Source organism: Streptomyces sp. NBC_01390 (assembly GCF_045040105.1).
In the GTDB taxonomy this organism is placed as follows: Bacteria; Actinomycetota; Actinomycetes; order Streptomycetales; family Streptomycetaceae; genus Streptomyces.
In genome coordinates, this window is record NZ_CP109551.1 from 9,920,662 (window position 1) to 9,936,862 (window position 16,201).

The following is a 16,201-nucleotide window of genomic DNA, read 5'->3' on the forward strand; positions in this document are numbered from 1 at the left end:
CTACGGGCAGGAGTAGGGTCGGCGGGAAACCCGGGGCGAGTGGGGAAACCCTGAGGTGAGCGGGGAAGCCCGGAGCTGAGGGGGACGCCATGGGACACGCGCACGCCGCCGTAGGTCTGCCCGGCCCGGTACCGCGGGTGACCGCGATCGCCAGCCTGACACCGCTGGAGGAGCTGGACGAGGAGCCCTTCCTCGTCGACTCCCGCAGCCAGCACGCGATGTGCGCCCGCTGGGCCGCCGAGCATGGCTACGTCGTCACCCGGGAGCTGCTCGTACGGAGTCTGCGGCCCGACCACTCCGCCCTCTGGGACGGCGTCGAGCCGGGCCTCGACCTCTTCGTGGCGCCCAGCCAGCGAGTCCTGGAACACGCGCTGACCTCGGTCGACGAGTTCACCGCCGAGTGCGCGCGACGCGGGGTGCGGGTGGAGACGGTGGGCCACGCGGAACCCTCTTACGACGCCCAGATGAAGGCCCGGGTGCACCGGCGCCTGTCCATGCCGACCGCCGGTTACGACGGCCGCTGAACCCGCGCCGGACCGGCACTCCGGGCTCCGCTCCCACGTTGTGACAGGGTGTGCACAGGCCCCGCCGTGGGGACAGGCCGGGACGTGAGGTGTGCGGGACGTGGGTGCGGGGCGTTGGCGGCGGATCGCCAGCCAGATCGGGCGGAGCATTGCGGTGTGGGCCGTGTCGACGCTCACGATGCTGGTGCTCGCCGGCATCCTGCCGGACTTCCAGATCCGCACCGGTGACGGCGACAGCGCCACCCGGATCGCGGTCACCGCGGCCATCGGCGCCGGCGCCTTCGGTCTGCTGTCGGCCCTGGTCTGGCCGGTACTGGTCCGGCTGCTGCTGCTCGTGCCCGCCCTCGTACTCGGCCTGCTGGTCTTCTTCCTCAACGGCGCTCTGCTGCTCGTCGCCCTGCGGCTGACCCCGACCGACCGCCCCGAGGCGGCCCCGGAGACGGCGGTGGTGGTCGCCGCCGTGATGTCCGCCGTGGCCTCGGCGACGGGCGCGGCACTGGCCGTACGGGACGACGACGCCTACCGAAGGCGGCTCTACCGTCTCGCCGACCGACGCGGCCTCGCGCGGCCGTTCGAGGGCCCCACGACGCCGGGCGTGGTGTTCCTGCAACTCGACGGCGTCGGCCACGACGTCCTGGTGCGGGCCGCGGAGAAGGGGCTGATGCCGACCGTCGCGGGCTGGCTGGGCGCCACCCACCGGCTCACCCCCTGGCGCACCGACTGGTCCAGCCAGACCGGCGCCAGCCAGCTCGGCATCCTGCACGGCACCAACCACGACATCCCGGCCTTCCGCTGGTACGAGAAGGACACCGGGGAGGTCATGGTCTGCAACCGGCCCACCAGCGCGGCCGAACTCCAGCGCCGGGCCGTCGAACGCACCGGCGACGGCGGACTGCTCACCGTCGACGGCGCCAGCCGGGGCAACCTCTTCGGCGGCGGCGCCGACGAGCAGGCCCTCGTGCTGTCCGTCGCGGGCCGGCGCGGCCGGGAGAACCGTTCCCGCTCGGGCTACTTCGCCTACTTCTCCGACCCCGCCAACGCAGTCCGCACCGCCCTGTCCTTCTTCGCCGAGGTCGGTCGCGAGATCGGCCAGTCGACCATGGCCCGGATACGGAAACGGCGCCCGAGGATCGCCCGAGGCGGCCTCTACCCCTTCATCCGCGCCTTCGCGACGGTCATCGAGCGGGACGTGGTCGTCGCTGCCGTGATGGGCGACATGCTCGCCGGGCGCACCGCCGTCTACGCCGACCTGGTCGCCTACGACGAGGTCGCCCACCACTCCGGGCCGCACAGCCGCGACGCCGAGAAGGTTCTCCAGCGCCTCGACCGCGCCACCGCGCTGATCGCGGAAGTCGCCCAGCACGCGCCCCGCCCGTACCGGATCGTCCTCCTCTCCGACCACGGCCAGAGCCCCGGCGAGACCTTCCGGGCCCGGTACGGGCTCGGCCTCGGTGACCTGGTCCGGGCCGGCTGCGGACTGCCCGTGCCACGCCGGGCACGGCGTACCCACAGCGGGGCCGAGGCGCGGGCCGCCGTGCGCGCCGCGCTGCGCCGGCCCGTCGAGGAGAACGGCGGGCACCACGTGCCCACCGGCCACCACACCGAACCGCTGGTGCTCGCCTCCGGCAACCTCGGGCTCATCTCCTTTCCGGACGTGCATCACCGCATGACCAGGGAGGAGATCGACGCCCGCCATCCCGCGCTGCTCACCACCCTCGCCAACCATCCCGGCGTCGGCTTCGTCCTCGTCGCCAGCGAGGAGCACGGCGGGGTGGTGCTGGGCGCGCACGGCGTGGAGATCCCGGTGGACGCGCTGGACGAACCGAACACAGCGAGTGAGCCGCGCGATCCAGACGAGCCAGGTGAACCGGGCGACGAACACGGCACTGTGCTGGCCGACTTCGGTCCCGGCGCGGCGAGTGCGGTGCGCCGTACGCACACCTTCCCGCACACCGCCGACATCATGGTCAACTCCTGGTACGACCCGGCCGAGGGCGAGGTGCTCGCCTTCGAGGAGCAGATCGGCTCGCACGGTGGGCTCGGCGGGGCGCAGAGCAAGCCGTTCCTGCTGGCGCCCTCCGCGCTGTCGGAGGCGGTCGAGGAGGGGGCGGAGCTGGTCGGCGCCGAGCAGCTCCACCGCGTACTGCGGCGCTGGCTGCGCGAGTGCAACGGGCCGCAGGTGCCTCTTGAGGTCTCCGGGGACCACCAGGTCGCCTGAGCGCGGGCCGCCGGAAAATCGGCTGCGCTGCCGCTTCCGCGAACCCACACTGTTCGTACCGGACCCCGCGCCTTCGCGCGCTCCGCTCCCTACGAACCCCTGGAGTTCCTGCGTGCAGGCAGCCGTCACCGTCACCCCCGCCCGGATTCCGGAGCTGCTGCTCGGTCTCGCGACCGTGCGGCCCGTGTTCCTCTGGGGCGCCCCCGGCATCGGAAAGTCCTCCCTGGTAAGGGAGTTCGCCGAGTCGCTCGGGCTGGAGTGCGTGAGTCTGCTCGGTACGCAACTGGCGCCGGAGGACCTGATCGGCGTCCCCCAGATCCGCGACGGACGGTCCGTGTTCTGTCCGCCGGAGGCCATCGCCCGGGACGAGCCGTACTGCCTGTTCCTGGACGAACTGAACGCGGCCACGCCGGACGTCCAGAAGGCGTTCTACTCGCTGATCCTCGACCGTCGCATCGGCAACTACGAGCTGCCCAAGGGCTCGATCGTGATCGGCGCCGGCAACCGCGCCACGGACAACGCCCTCGCCCGGCCGATCGCCTCCGCCCTGATCAACCGCCTCGCCCATGTCCACCTGGAGGCCTCGCCGAAGGACTGGCTGGTCTGGGCGACGAACAACGACATCCACCCGTGGGTCGTGGACCACCTCACCGACCGGCCCGATCACCTGTGGTCCAAGCCGCCGAAGACCGAGGAGCCCTTCTCCACGCCCCGCTCCTGGCACATGCTCTCCGACGCTCTGCACTCGTTCGGGTCCGCGCTCGACGAGGAGACCCTCAAGGTGATCGCGCACGGCGCGCTGACGCCGACGCACGCCACCGCCTTCTGCGGGTACGTCAAGATCGTGCGCAGCCGGTTCGGCATCGACGCGATCATCAAGGGCGACGCGCGCTGGCCCCACCGCGTCGAGGACCGCGACCTGCTCTACTACCTCGCCGAGTCGTTCCGCGGGCGGCTCGTGAAGGAACTCCCCGTCAGCAAGGGGCACATGTCGCCGAACGGCCGGGAGGCCGCCTACCGAGCCAAGTCGCTGCTCGTGCAGCTCGCCGAGATCTCCGTGGAGGTCGCGCAGAGCGTCATCGCCTCCGATGCCGACGGCAACCCCCTGCTGCCCGCCTGGTTCCTGGTGGAGGCGGCGCGGGACATGCCCCGGCTGGTGGAGGCGCGGCGGTGAGCCGGGCGCGCAAGCCGGCGCAGCGGAAGAAGGACCTCGCGAGGGAGGCGTACGAGGCGGGGCTGGCCCTCGTGCGCGCCAACCCGGCGCTCGGCTCGGTGCAGTTCTACACCTGCCGCAGCGAGGGCTGCGCCCTCTCGCCCGTCGACGGTCTGGTGCGCACGGACTCCGACGGGCTGCTGCACGTCCACCCCACCCGGCGGGCCGAACCGGCCGAGTGGGCGTGGGCGGTCGCGCACGGCCTCATCCACCTCGGCTTCGGACATGTCCCGGCGGCGAAGGGCGAACGCGTCCAGCCCGACCGCTACGACATCGCCGCCCGCTGTGTCGTCGTCAACCGTTTCCTGCTCGGCTTCCCGGTCGGCACGGCCCCCGAACTCCTGCCGTCCGCCTACCCCGACGGCGACGAGGAGCAGCTCGCCGCCCGCTGGCGCCGCGCGGGCTCGATCCCGGCCGCGTTCGAGCGCTGCGGTACGGCGGGCACCGAACCCGACCAGTGGCTCGAACCGTACGACAAGTGGGCCCCGTCGGTCCCCGACTGGCAGATCGCCTTCGCCCACGCCCTGACCCGGACGATGGCGACGGCGATGGACGTGGCCGGCGGCCGACGCGAGTCGATGTCCGACGAGTCGGCTCAAGTACGGCCCTGGCACAAGGCGTTGAGCTGGTTCGTCACCTCCTACCCGCTGCTCGGCGGGATCGCCGCCGGCATCAAGCTCGTCGCCGACCTCGAACTCGCCCACGCGCACGGCATCTCCGTCGCCGCCGTGAACGCGGAGGCGGGCGAGATCTACGTCAACCCGCTGTGTCACCTGGACGACGAGGAATGGCGGTTCGTCCTCGCCCACGAGATGCTGCACGCCGCCCTGCGCCACGGCGACCGCTGCGGCACCCGCGACCCGTACCTCTTCAACGTCGCCTGCGACTACGTCGTCAACGGCTGGCTGGTGCGGATGGAGGTCGGCACCATGCCCGAAGGGCTCCTGTACGACGTCGAGTTGAGCGACCTCTCGGCGGAGGAGGTGTACGACCGCATCGCGAACGACCTGCGCCGGATGCGCCGGCTGTCGACCCTGCGCGGGAAGGGCGCCTGCGACGTCCTGGGCGCCCCGCTGGGCTCGCCGCGCGACTACGTCGACCTCGACGAGTTCTACCGCCGCGGCCTCGGCCAGGGGCTGAACCTGCACCAGCAGCACGAACGCGGGTACCTGCCCGCCGGGTTGGTGGAGGAGATCCGCGCGCTGAACCATCCGCCGCTGCCCTGGGACGCCCAACTCGCCCGCTGGTTCGACGAGTTCGTGCCCCGCCCGGAGCCCGTACGGTCGTACGCGCGCCCCTCGCGCCGCCAGTCGTCCACCCCCGACATCCCGCGTGCGGGGCGGTACTTCCCGCCCGAGGAGATCGCCCGCTGCACCTTCGGGGTCGTGCTGGACACCTCCGGGTCGATGGACCGGACGCTGCTCGGGAAGGCGCTGGGCGCGATCGCCTCGTACGCCGGCGCACGGGACGTACCGGCGGCGCGCGTCGTGTTCTGCGATGCCGCCGCGCACGACGCGGGCTATCTGCCGGTCGCGGAGATCGCCGAACGGGTCCGGGTGCACGGGCGCGGTGGGACCGTGCTGCAGCCGGGTGTCGACCTGCTGCACAGGGCCGACGACTTCCCGCCGGGGGCACCCGTACTGGTCATCACGGACGGCTGGTGCGACGTTCTGCGGGTGCGGCGCGAGCACGCGTATCTGATTCCGCAGGGTGCTCGTCTGCCGTTCACCGCCCATGGGCCGGTCTTTCGCGTGCAGTGAGCCGGAAGTGGGCCGGAGTGTGATCGGATGGGGGATACGGAACCCCGGCACCGGGACCACACGCGAAAGGAAGAACCGTGGCTACCACGCGCTCTGCACACACCGTCTGGGAAGGCAACCTGCTGGAGGGCAGCGGCGTTGTCACTTTCGACTCCTCCGGCGCCATCGCCGAGCAGCCCGTGACGTGGGCCTCGCGCGCCCAGGACGCGAATGGCAAGACCAGCCCCGAGGAGCTGATCGCCGCCGCCCACTCCAGCTGCTTCTCCATGGCTTTCTCGCACGCCCTGGCCGGCGCCGGAACCCCGGCCACCAAGCTGCTGACCTCGGCCGACGTCGTCTTCCAGCCGGGTGAGGGCATCACCGGCATCCACCTCACCGTGGAAGGCACCGTGCCCGGCCTCGACGAGGACGCCTTCGTCGCCGCCGCCGAGGACGCCAAGGAGAACTGCCCGGTCAGCAAGGCCCTGACCGGTACGACGATCACCCTGTCGGCGAAGCTCGCCTGACGCTCGCTCACCCGCCCTGCCGCGCCCCTCGACCCGAGGTGCGCGGCATCGTCGATTCCGGGGTACGTCAAAGGAGGAGACCGGCGGAAGGGGACAGCCATGGCACGTGCGGTCGGGATCGATCTCGGGACCACGAACTCGGTGGTTGCCGTGTTGGAGGGCGGTGAGCCCACCGTCGTCGCGAACGCCGAGGGGGCGCGGACCACACCGTCCGTCGTGGCCTTCGCGAAGAACGGCGAGGTGCTTGTCGGCGAGGTCGCCAAGCGGCAGGCCGTGACGAACGTGGAGCGCACGGCCCGCTCCGTCAAGCGCCATATGGGGGACGGGCACTGGCGGTTCCCCGAGCAGGGATCCGTGGACGGCACCCGCTACCGCGCCCAGGAACTCTCCGCGCGCGTACTGCAGAAACTGAAGCGGGACGCGGAGGCGTATCTCGGCGAGGACGTCTCGGACGCGGTGATCACCGTGCCGGCGTACTTCGACGACTCCCAGCGGCAGGCCACCAAGGAGGCCGGCGAGATCGCCGGGCTGAAGGTGCTGCGGATCATCAACGAACCGACGGCCGCCGCCCTCGCGTACGGTCTCGACCGGGGCGAGGAACAGACCGTGCTCGTCTTCGACCTGGGCGGCGGCACCTTCGACGTGTCGCTCCTGGAGATCGGCGACGGAGTCATCGAGGTCAAGGCGACCAACGGCGACACCGGACTCGGTGGCGACGACTGGGACCAGCGGATCGTCGACCACCTCGTCAAACGCTTCAAGGGGCAGTACGGCATCGACCTCGGCGCCGACAAGATGGCGGTGCAACGGCTGCGCGAGGGCGCGGAGAAGGCCAAGATCGAGCTGTCGAGCTCCTCCGAGACGACCGTCAACCTGCCCTACGTCACCGCCTCCGCCGAGGGACCGCTGCACCTCGAGGAGAAACTGACGCGCGCTCAGTTCCAGGAGCTCACCGCCGATCTGCTCGACCGCTGCAAGAAGCCCTTCAGCCAGGCGATCAAGGACGCGGGTGTGGAGCTCTCCGCGATCGACCACGTGATCCTGGTCGGCGGCTCCACCCGGATGCCCGCAGTCACCCAACTGGTCAGGGAACTCACGGGCAAGGACCCGAACAAGGGCGTCAACCCGGACGAGGTGGTCGCCCTGGGAGCCGCACTCCAGGCGGGTGTCATCCGCGGTGACGTGAAGGACGTCCTGCTGCTCGACGTCACCCCGCTGTCCCTGGGCATCGAGACCAAGGGCGGCATCATGACCAAGCTGATCGAGCGCAACACCACGATCCCGACCCGGCGTTCGGAGATCTTCACGACGGCCACCGACAACCAGCCATCGGTCGGCATCCAGGTCTATCAGGGCGAGCGTGAAATCGCCGCGTACAACAAGAAGCTGGGGGTCTTCGACCTCACGGGGCTGCCGCCGGCCCCGCGTGGCGTGCCGCAGATCGAGGTCGCCTTCGACATCGACGCCAACGGGATCATGCATGTCTCGGCGAAGGACCTGGCCACCGGCCGCGAACAGAAGATGACCGTCACAGGCGGTTCGGCGCTCCCCAAGGACGACATCGACCGCCTGATGCGGGAGGCCGAGCAGTACGCCGACGAGGACCGCAGGCGCCGGGAGGCGGCCGAGACACGCAACCAGGCCGAGCAACTCGTCTACCAGACCGAGAAGTTCGTACGGGACAACGAGGAACGGGTGCCGGCGGACGCGCAGTCCGAGGTCGCGGAAGCGGTCGCCGAGGTGAAGGCGCTCATGTCCGGGGAGACGGACATCGCTGTGCTGCGGGCGGGGGTCGAGAAACTCGCCACCGTCAGCCAGCGGATGGGGCAGGCGATGTATGCGCAGGCCCAGCGGGAGTCTCCGACGGAGAGCGGCGGTATGGGGGCCGACGCCGGGGCGGCGTCGGAGGACGAGGGTGTGGTGGATGCGGAGATTGTTGATGAGGAGCGGGACGAAGGGGGTGCCGGGAAGGGGTAGGGGGTGTAGGTGGTTTGCGGGGTGCGGGATCGTTGTGGTTGCTCGCGCAGTTCCTCGCGCCCCTAAAGGCCCGCGCCCCTTCCGGCAGGGCGCTTCACGGCTTGCGGGCTACTCCCGCGTACACCGGGACTATGCCCTCCGCCTGGGCTGCCACGTCCTCTGGTTCCGGGCGCCAGCCGTAGACGGGGATGATGCCGGGGCCCAGCAGTTCGAGGCCGTCGAAGAAGCGGTGGAACTCGGCGAGCGGGCGTGGGAAGAAGGGGGTGCCGCTGCGCCGGAAGTGCTCGGCCGCCTTCGTGATGGCCTCGGGGCTGAGGTCCGGGGTGACCTGAGAGAGGACCAGGTAGCTGCCGGGGGCGAGCGCGTCGACGTACGTCTTCAGCAGGCCGTGCACATCGTCGCCGTCGGTCTCGTCGCCCAGGTAGTGGGTCAGCGCGACCAGGGACAGTGCCACGGGCCGGGTGAAGTCCAGGGACTCGCCGGCCAGGCGCAGGATCGTCTCAGGGTCGCGGGCGTCGGCGTGGACGTAGTCGGTTGTGCCCTCGGTCGTACCGTGCAGCAGGGCCTGGGCGTGGCGCAGGACGATCGGGTCGTTGTCCGCGTACACCACCTTGGCGTCGGGGGCGACGCTCTGGGCGATCTGGTGCAGGTTCGGCTCGGTGGGGATGCCCGTACCGATGTCCAGGAACTGGCGGATCCCCGCCTCGGCGGCGGCCCGTGTCGCCCGCTGCATGAACCGGCGGTTGGCGCGCGCGCCGCGCAGCACCGTGCCGTCCACGGCGAGGATCCGGCGGGCCAGCTCCTCGTCCACCGGGTAGTTGTCCTTGCCGCCGAGCCACCAGTCGTAGACCCGGGCGGGGTGGGGTCTGCTGGTGTCCACGCGGGTGGGCGCGCCCTCGGGTGCGGTCATGCGGTGTCGCTCCTCAAGTTCCGTGATCCGTGGTGAAGTTGTTCAAGTCCCTTGGCCGAGGCCGTTGTTCAGTAGCCGTCGCGGTACTCGGCGATGATCTCCTTGGTGCGCTGGGCCGACGCGGCACCCGCCGTCATGTGGTCCAGAACCTCCAGGTGCGCCGCCACCTCGTGGCGGGAGTCCAGATACAGCGCACCGGTCAGGTACTCGGTGTAGACCATGTCGGGCAGTTCCGGCTCGGCGAAGCGGAACAGCTCGAAGGGCGCTGACGTGCCCGGATGCGGGCCGTCCATGAACTCGGCGACCTGGATGGTGACATGGCCGCTCTCCGACACGTCGAGGAGCCGGTCCAGCTGGTCGCGCATCACCTGTCCGTCGATACTCACGGGCCGGCGCAGCACGGTCTCGTCGATGATCACCCAGAGGTGGGGCGGGTGTTCGCGGGTCAGCAGCTTCTGCCGGGCCATGCGCAGCGACACATGCCGCTCGACCGCCTCGGGACCCGCGTGCCCGATCGTCCCCGCCTCCATGACGGCACGCGCATACTCCGGGGTCTGCAACAGGCCGGGCACGAAGTGCGGTTCGTAACTCCGGATCAGCCGGGCGGAGCCCTCCAGGCTCACATGCATGCTGAACCAGTCCGGCAGGACGTCGGAGAACCGCTGCCACCAGCCGGGCGCGTTCGCCTCCTCGGCCAGGTCCACGAACATGGCCACGTCGTCCTCGGGGACGCCGTACGCAGTCAACAGCACATGTACGTAAGGGATTTTGAGGGAGACCTCGGCCATCTCCATCCGCCGTACGGTCGCCGGAGCCACGCGCAGGACCCGCGCTGCCTCTTCCCGTTTCAGCCCGGCGGCCTCGCGCAGCTCCTGGAGCCGACGTCCGAGCACCACTTGGCCCACGGTGGGCGCAGCCCGCCGCTCACTCACGCCACGCCTCCCCTACGCGCCGAAGTATCGCGAGCAGTGTGTCACGTTCCGCTGTCGCTCTGACAGGTTCTGGCCACAGGGATCGCCGGGGAGGCGAGCGCCCCGGCGTTCCCGAACCGCTTCGCCCGCGTCGGACGGCATATGCCACATCGTCGGTCCGACCCCTCCTGACCTGGGCCGGAACGCCCGGCCTGTGGCACGCTGGGAGTGCACCCCACATCAGGGAAGGAGCGTGGTCATGCCCCTCGAACCGCTGCCGCAGAAGGAGATCGAGGACCGGCTGGCGGAGCTGCCGGGCTGGTCGCTCCACGGGGACCGGATCGCCCGTTCCTACCGCCTCGGCTCGCACTTCGCCGCCACGGCGATGGTCGTCCACATCGCCCAGGTCCAGGAGGAGCTGGACCACCACTCCGACCTCACCCTCGGCTACAACACCGTGTCACTCACCGTGAACACCCACAGCGTGGGCGGGGCCGTCACGGACCTCGACTTCGAGCTCGCGCGCAGAGTCGAGGCCCTCGCGCCGGGCCACGGGGCGAGCTGACCGGGCCGCGGGAACGCGATCGTGCTGGACTACAGCCAGGAGGCGGAGCGCTACGACGCCTCGCGAGGCGGCGAGCCCAGGGCGGCGGCTGCCGCACAGGCCGTGCTGAGCCTCGTACCCGAAGAGGCGCGCAGCCTGCTCGACGTGGGGTGCGGTACGGGCATCGTCACCCGGCGGCTCGCGGCGGGGCGGGCCGGGATGCGGGTGGCGGGCGTCGATCTGACCGACGCGATGGCCAGACGGGCCGCGGCTCGGCTCCCCGGCGCCGTCGTACTTGCCGACAGTCGTCAACTTCCCTTTGCGGACGGCATGTTGGACGCGGTGACCAGTGTCTGGCTGCTGCATCTCGCCGGGCGGGACGAGAACGTCCGGGCCATTGTCGGGGAGTGCGCGCGGGTGCTGCGGCCGGGCGGGGTCTATGTCACCACCGTCGACAAGGGTGCCTCGCACAACGTGGGCAGTGACATCGACGCAATTCTCGCCTCGCGCCCCTGGCGTGCGGCGCCGGACGCCGCCGTCGTCGTCGAGGCGCATGCCGTCGGGCACGGGCTGGAACCGGCCGGGGAAGCGCGCTTTCGGGGGCGTGGTCAGGGGCGCAGTCCCCGGCGGGCCGTCGCGGACCTGCGGCGCGGATGGTTCATGACGTTACCGCCGGGAAGCCCGCTGGCCGACGGTTTCGCCGCCCGCCTGGCGGAGTTACCGGACCAGGACCGGCCCCGCCCGGACCCGGTGTTCACACTGCGGGCGTTCCGGAAGCCGCGGTCCTCCTGAGGTCGGCGAGAGAACTCGCCGCGAGATGAGCCGACTTGGGGTGCCTGAGCGGCAACTCGCCTGCGAGCGGCGGCGACTGGGAAGTGCAACCCGTCCGCCCCGCAGGAGGTTGGTTCCGTGCAGCACCCGCAGCCGTATGCCCAGTCTCATTCCCCCACCCGTACCCGCACCCCCATCCCCATCCGCACCGGACGCCGGACTCTGCTGGCCGCCGTGAGCGCCGGAGTCCTCGCCGCCGCAGGGCTGGTGTCACTCTCCGTGACACCGGCCGAGGCCGCCACCGCCCGTCAGGTCGAGGCGCTCGACCGGGGTGTCGTCAGTGTGCACACCGACAGCGGAAACCTGGTCAGCTGGCGCTGGCTCGGCACCGACCCGAACGACGTGTCCTTCAACGTCTATCGGGCCGGGACGAAGGTCAACTCGACGCCGGTCACCGGCTCCACGAACTACTTCCACTCGGGCGCGCCGGCCCAGGCCGACTACACGGTACGGGCGATCGTGGGTGGGGTCGAACAGGCCGACTCCGTCCACGCGATCCAGTTCCGCACCGGATACAAGGACGTTCCGATCACCCCGCCCGCCGGTGGCACGACCCCCGACGGTGTCGCCTACACCTACGAGGCGAACGACGCCTCGGTCGGCGACCTGGACGGGGACGGCGCCCTCGACTTCGTACTGAAGTGGCAGCCCACCAACGCCAAGGACAACTCCCAGTCGGGATACACCGGCAACACGATCATCGACGGGATCAAGCTCGACGGTACGCGGCTGTGGCGCATCGACCTGGGCCGCAACATCCGCTCGGGCGCGCACTACACACAGTTCCAGGTGTACGACTACGACGGCGACCGCAAGGCCGAGGTCGCAATGAAGACGGCGGACGCGACGGTCGACGGGACCGGCGCTGTCATCGGCAACTCGTCGGCGGACTACCGCAATTCGAGCGGATACGTGCTCTCCGGGCCCGAGTACCTGACCATGTTCAACGGGCAGACCGGCAAGGCGATGGGCACCGTCGACTACGTCCCGGCGCGCGGCACCGTGTCGTCGTGGGGCGACTCCTACGGCAACCGGGTCGACCGGTTCCTCGCCGGCACCGCCTACCTGGACGGCGCCCGCCCCTCCCTGATCATGGCGCGCGGCTACTACACACGTACGGTGCTGGCGGCCTGGGACTGGCGGAACGGGGCGTTCACGCGTCGCTGGACCTTCGATTCCAGCTCCTCCACCAACAGCGGCAAGGGATTCGACGGTCAGGGCTCGCACAGCCTGTCCGTGGGGGACGTCGACGGCGACGGCAGGGACGAGATCGTCTACGGGGCGATGGCCGTCGACGACAACGGCAACGGGCTGTGGACGACGAAGACGGGGCACGGCGACGCCCAGCATCTGGGCGATCTGGATCCGGCGCACGCGGGCCTGGAGTACTTCAAGGTGTCCGAGGGCACCTCCCAGCCGGCCGAGCTGTACATCGACCCGGCCAGCGGCACGGTCGACTGGAAGCTCGCCGCCTGCTGCGACAACGGCCGGGGAGTCGCCGGGGACATCTGGGCGGGCAACGACGGAGCGGAGGTGTGGTCGGCGTCGGACTCCTCGATCCGCGACGAGGCCGGCGCCACGAAGGGCCGCGAACCGTCCTCCGTCAACTTCCTGTCCTGGTGGGACGGCGACCCGGTCCGTGAACTCCTGGACGGCACGCACATCGACAAGTACGGCACGTCCTCGGACACCCGTCTGCTGACCGGCGCGTCCGTCCACTCCAACAACGGCACGAAGGCCACCCCGGCACTCTCCGGGGACCTCTTCGGCGACTGGCGCGAGGAGGTCGTCTGGGCGACGAGCGACAACACGGCCCTGCGTATCTACTCGACGCCGATCGAGACGACGACGAGGATCACCACCCTTCTCCACGACACGATGTACCGCACAGGCATCGCCTGGCAGAACACCGCATACAACCAGCCGCCGCACCCGAGCTTCTTCATCGGCAACAACATGCCGACGGCACCGAGGCCGACGGTCTACACACCGTGAACGAGGGTGGGTGCGTGTCCCGCCGGACACGCACCCACCGGTTCAGGCGACCGTGCAGCTCTGGTCGCCCAGCTTGAAGGCGGTCGGTCTGCCGTTCGTGCCCGGTGAGTTGCCGGTGAAGCCGAAGCTCACCGACGAGCCCGCCGCCACGTTCGCGTTCCAGTTCACGTTCTTCGCCGTCACCGCCGTACCCGACTGGGTGTACTCGGCGTTCCAGAGCTGGGAGACGGTCTGGCCGTTCGGGAAGGACCAGCCGAGGGACCAGCCGTTCCAGGCGGTGGTGCCGGTGTTGGCGAGTGTCACGTCCGCCTGGAAGCCGCCCGACCACTCACTGGTGACCTTGTACGTCACCGTGCAGGCCCCCGTGGGTGTGGGTGGGGTGGGCGTGGGTGTCGGTGTCGGGTCCGTGCCTCCGCCGCCGCCCCCACCGCTCGTGTCCGACGTATCGCCGTAGATGACACCCCGCCCGTTCGTCGACACGTAGACGCGCCCGTACACCCTCGGGTCACCGGTGATCGCGTCACCAGTCCAACCCCACTGGTGGGCATCGTCGTTGATACGCGTCCAGGTCGCCCCCTTGTCCGTGGAGCGGAAGATGCCGCGTACGCCGCCGATCTTCGCGCTGGTGTAGAGCGTCTGGTACGACGCTCCTGTCGCCGCCTTGCCGAAGCCGATCGTGTCGGCCTGGTCGACGTTCGCCAGCTTGGTGAACGTCGTACCGCCGTTCGTCGAGTGCCACAGGCCGTACGCGCCGTCCGACGCGCCGCCCGCCAGCCAGATGTCGCCCTTCGTGCCCGGCAGCGCCTTGAAGCGCGCGGTGTCGCCGGCCGGGAGGCCGGTGGCCGCCGACGCGGTGAAGGTCGCGCCGCCGTCCGAACTCACGTAGAACTTGCCTGACTTGAAGCCGTAGAACGTCTTCGGTTCCACGCGGTCCGACTCGACGATCGCGCCCGCGGGGATGCCCGACGACGCCGACCACGATGTACCGAAGCCCGTCGCGTACTGCACCCCCGTGCCCGCCGGGCTCCACACGAACCGGCTGCCGTCCGACGCCGAGGCGATCGTGCCGCCGCCCGAGACGCCCGAAGGGTCCGTCCCCGCGAACCAGTTGGCGCCGTTGTCCGTCGAGAACGCGACATGCGGGCCCGAGTCCAGGTTGCCCACGCGGGCCACGATCCCCGGGTTGGTCTCCGCGTAGTCCAGGCTCGTGGTGGTGGTGAAGTTCGGTGAAGTGAACATCATCGAGGGGACCTTGGTGAGATCCGTGTGCCGGAAGCCGCCGATGTCACCGAGGGCGCTGAGCAGCACCGCGCCGCCCGACGGGGGAGCGGCCAGGTCGAGGACCGCCGTCTCCTCCAGACCCTGGACCATAGGCTTGATGTCGAACTGGCCGCCGCTGTCCCAGTTGGTGAGGTTCTCGGTGCCGTAGACCGTCGCGCCGGTTCCGTACATCATGCGGTTCGAGTTGAACGGGTCGATCTCCAGCGACTCCGTCATCCACCCCAGTTTCGGCGACTGTTCGGGCGGCGACGGGTTCGCGCCGAAGGTCAGCCACGGCGAGGACGAGACGTCCATCGTGAAGCGGTTCGCGCGATTGGGATACGAGGTGTAGTCCCAGGCCTTCGTCCAGGTGCCGCCGCTGTCCGTGGAGCGGAAGAGCTGGGTGTCCGGCCACCACGAGCTGTACGCCGTCGCCATCACCGTGCCCGGCTTCTGCCGGTCGATCGTCAGCCCGCTGAACCCGTAGTAGGTGTCCGCTTCCGCGACCGGGCTGATGTTCGTCCAGGTGCCGGTCGCCGTCGCGTACCGCCACAACTGGCCCTTGCCGCCGTCGTACGGGCCGCCCTTGTCGCTGTACGGCAGATACAGATAGCCGTTCTTCGCGTCCAGGACGCCCTTGTGGGCCAGATAGCCGGTGGGCTGGCCGGCCAACCGTGACCAGGTCGCCCCCGCGTCCGTCGAGCGGTACACCGCGTTGTCCTTGTCGGCGACCCCGACATAGATCGTGCGGGTCGCGCTGCCAGCCGTCCCCGTCGCCTCGTCGAAGGTGACCCAGACGATCCCCTGGTTGTCGCTGGCGTACCCGCTGGTGTCGGTCGGATCCTGGGCGTAGTTCCCGACGTTGGGGAAGTTCGCCACCTGCGCCCAGCTCGCCCCCGAGTCCGTCGACCGCCACAGCCCCTTGCCGCTGGGCGCGCCCAGATACAGCATGCTGTTCTTGTTCGGGTCGACGGCGAGCCGCTCGCCCATACCGCGGCCGGGCATGTTGCCGCCCAACTTGAAGGGCAGGTCGGTCCGTTGCCAGCTCGTGCCCCGGTCACCCGACCTCAGCACGGCCCCGTTCGCGGGGTCCCAGCTGTTCGTGTACGTGCCGACAGCCGCGTACACCTTGTTCGGGTCCACGGAGTCGGAGGCGAGGCTGACCACTCCGGTGTGGCCCCAGCGGTCCCAGCCGACCGAGTCCGTCAGCGGGGTCCACGTCTTCGTCGACTCCTGCCAGCGGTAGGCGCCGCCGATGTCGGTACGGGCGTACGCGAGATTCTTCTCGGTACGGTTGAAGACGATGCCGGGGACGAAGCCACCGCCGTCGATCCGGGCGTTCTTCCACGTGTACGTGTCGGCGGCGAGCGTCACCTCGGCGGCGGACGGGGCGGCGAGCGCGAGCGGGCTGCCCGCCAACAGGCCTGCGGCCAGGGCCAGTACGGCCGTGACGATTCGGGTTCTTCGCATGGTGGGGGTCCTCTCGACAAGAGGTCTCTTTGGGTGGTGAGGGGGTGGGGGAGAGAGCAGGACACGACACCGGGCGGCCCCC

Annotated in this window: 12 protein-coding genes; 9 read left to right on the top strand and 3 right to left on the bottom strand. The window is 70.4% G+C overall.

Annotated elements, in window-relative coordinates:
* The first annotated feature begins 89 nt into the window (after positions 1 to 89).
* The 6 genes from OG241_RS44450 to dnaK all read left to right on the top strand — a co-directional run bounded on the left by OG241_RS44450 (position 90) and on the right by dnaK (position 8,198).
* Positions 90 to 524 (top strand): hypothetical protein, encoded by a 435-nt coding sequence (locus tag OG241_RS44450; RefSeq protein ID WP_405824037.1) that lies wholly within the window; start codon positions 90 to 92, stop codon positions 522 to 524.
* Positions 525 to 615: 91 nt separating this feature from the next.
* Positions 616 to 2,742, top strand: a complete 2,127-nt coding sequence (locus OG241_RS44455; RefSeq protein ID WP_405824038.1) for a phage holin family protein — start codon at positions 616 to 618, stop codon at positions 2,740 to 2,742.
* 112 nt (positions 2,743 to 2,854) lie between these two features.
* A complete protein-coding gene (locus tag OG241_RS44460) occupies positions 2,855 to 3,916 on the top strand; it encodes an ATP-binding protein (RefSeq protein WP_405824040.1) in 1,062 nt (353 codons plus the stop codon).
* A complete protein-coding gene (locus OG241_RS44465; protein ID WP_405824041.1) occupies positions 3,913 to 5,715 on the top strand; it encodes a DUF2201 family putative metallopeptidase in 1,803 nt (600 codons plus the stop codon). Before OG241_RS44460 ends, OG241_RS44465 begins: the two co-directional genes overlap by 4 nt.
* A gap of 77 nt (positions 5,716 to 5,792) precedes the next feature.
* On the top strand, positions 5,793 to 6,221 hold the full coding sequence (locus tag OG241_RS44470; RefSeq protein ID WP_319094690.1) for an OsmC family protein: 429 nt from the start codon (positions 5,793 to 5,795) through the stop codon (positions 6,219 to 6,221).
* A gap of 99 nt (positions 6,222 to 6,320) precedes the next feature.
* Positions 6,321 to 8,198 (top strand): molecular chaperone DnaK, encoded by a 1,878-nt coding sequence (gene dnaK / locus OG241_RS44475; RefSeq protein ID WP_405824043.1) that lies wholly within the window; start codon positions 6,321 to 6,323, stop codon positions 8,196 to 8,198.
* 94 nt (positions 8,199 to 8,292) lie between these two features.
* Here the strand turns inward: dnaK and OG241_RS44480 are convergent, their stop codons facing one another.
* Both OG241_RS44480 and OG241_RS44485 read right to left on the bottom strand, forming a co-directional pair.
* The gene (locus OG241_RS44480) at positions 8,293 to 9,108 is read right to left on the bottom strand and encodes an SAM-dependent methyltransferase (RefSeq protein WP_405824045.1); all 816 of its coding nucleotides are present in this window, start codon (positions 9,106 to 9,108) and stop codon (positions 8,293 to 8,295) included.
* A 68-nt stretch (positions 9,109 to 9,176) separates the two neighbouring features.
* Positions 9,177 to 10,040 (bottom strand): helix-turn-helix domain-containing protein, encoded by an 864-nt coding sequence (locus OG241_RS44485; protein WP_405824047.1) that lies wholly within the window; start codon positions 10,038 to 10,040, stop codon positions 9,177 to 9,179.
* Between the two features lie 238 nt (positions 10,041 to 10,278).
* Between OG241_RS44485 and OG241_RS44490 the strand changes: the two genes are divergently transcribed.
* The 3 genes from OG241_RS44490 to OG241_RS44500 all read left to right on the top strand — a co-directional run bounded on the left by OG241_RS44490 (position 10,279) and on the right by OG241_RS44500 (position 13,389).
* Positions 10,279 to 10,584, top strand: coding sequence for a 4a-hydroxytetrahydrobiopterin dehydratase (locus OG241_RS44490; RefSeq protein ID WP_405824049.1), 306 nt, complete (start codon positions 10,279 to 10,281; stop codon positions 10,582 to 10,584).
* Positions 10,585 to 10,605: 21 nt separating this feature from the next.
* Positions 10,606 to 11,355: a class I SAM-dependent methyltransferase gene (locus tag OG241_RS44495; RefSeq protein WP_405824050.1), complete on the top strand. Its 750-nt coding sequence runs from the start codon at positions 10,606 to 10,608 to the stop codon at positions 11,353 to 11,355.
* Positions 11,356 to 11,472: 117 nt separating this feature from the next.
* Complete coding sequence (locus OG241_RS44500) at positions 11,473 to 13,389, top strand: rhamnogalacturonan lyase (protein ID WP_405824052.1); 1,917 nt, start codon at positions 11,473 to 11,475, stop codon at positions 13,387 to 13,389.
* A 42-nt stretch (positions 13,390 to 13,431) separates the two neighbouring features.
* Here OG241_RS44500 and OG241_RS44505 read toward each other — a convergent pair whose 3' ends face one another.
* Positions 13,432 to 16,119, bottom strand: coding sequence for a cellulose binding domain-containing protein (locus OG241_RS44505; protein WP_405824054.1), 2,688 nt, complete (start codon positions 16,117 to 16,119; stop codon positions 13,432 to 13,434).
* Between the last annotated feature and the right edge of the window lie 82 nt (positions 16,120 to 16,201).

Coding starts and splice junctions, on each gene's coding strand:
- OG241_RS44505 (WP_405824054.1), bottom strand. CDS start 16,119: ATGCGAAGAACCCGAATCGTCACGGCCGTACTGGCCCTGGCCGCAGGC.
- OG241_RS44490 (WP_405824049.1), top strand. CDS start 10,279: ATGCCCCTCGAACCGCTGCCGCAGAAGGAGATCGAGGACCGGCTGGCG.
- OG241_RS44480 (WP_405824045.1), bottom strand. CDS start 9,108: ATGACCGCACCCGAGGGCGCGCCCACCCGCGTGGACACCAGCAGACCC.
- dnaK (WP_405824043.1), top strand. CDS start 6,321: ATGGCACGTGCGGTCGGGATCGATCTCGGGACCACGAACTCGGTGGTT.
- OG241_RS44450 (WP_405824037.1), top strand. CDS start 90: ATGGGACACGCGCACGCCGCCGTAGGTCTGCCCGGCCCGGTACCGCGG.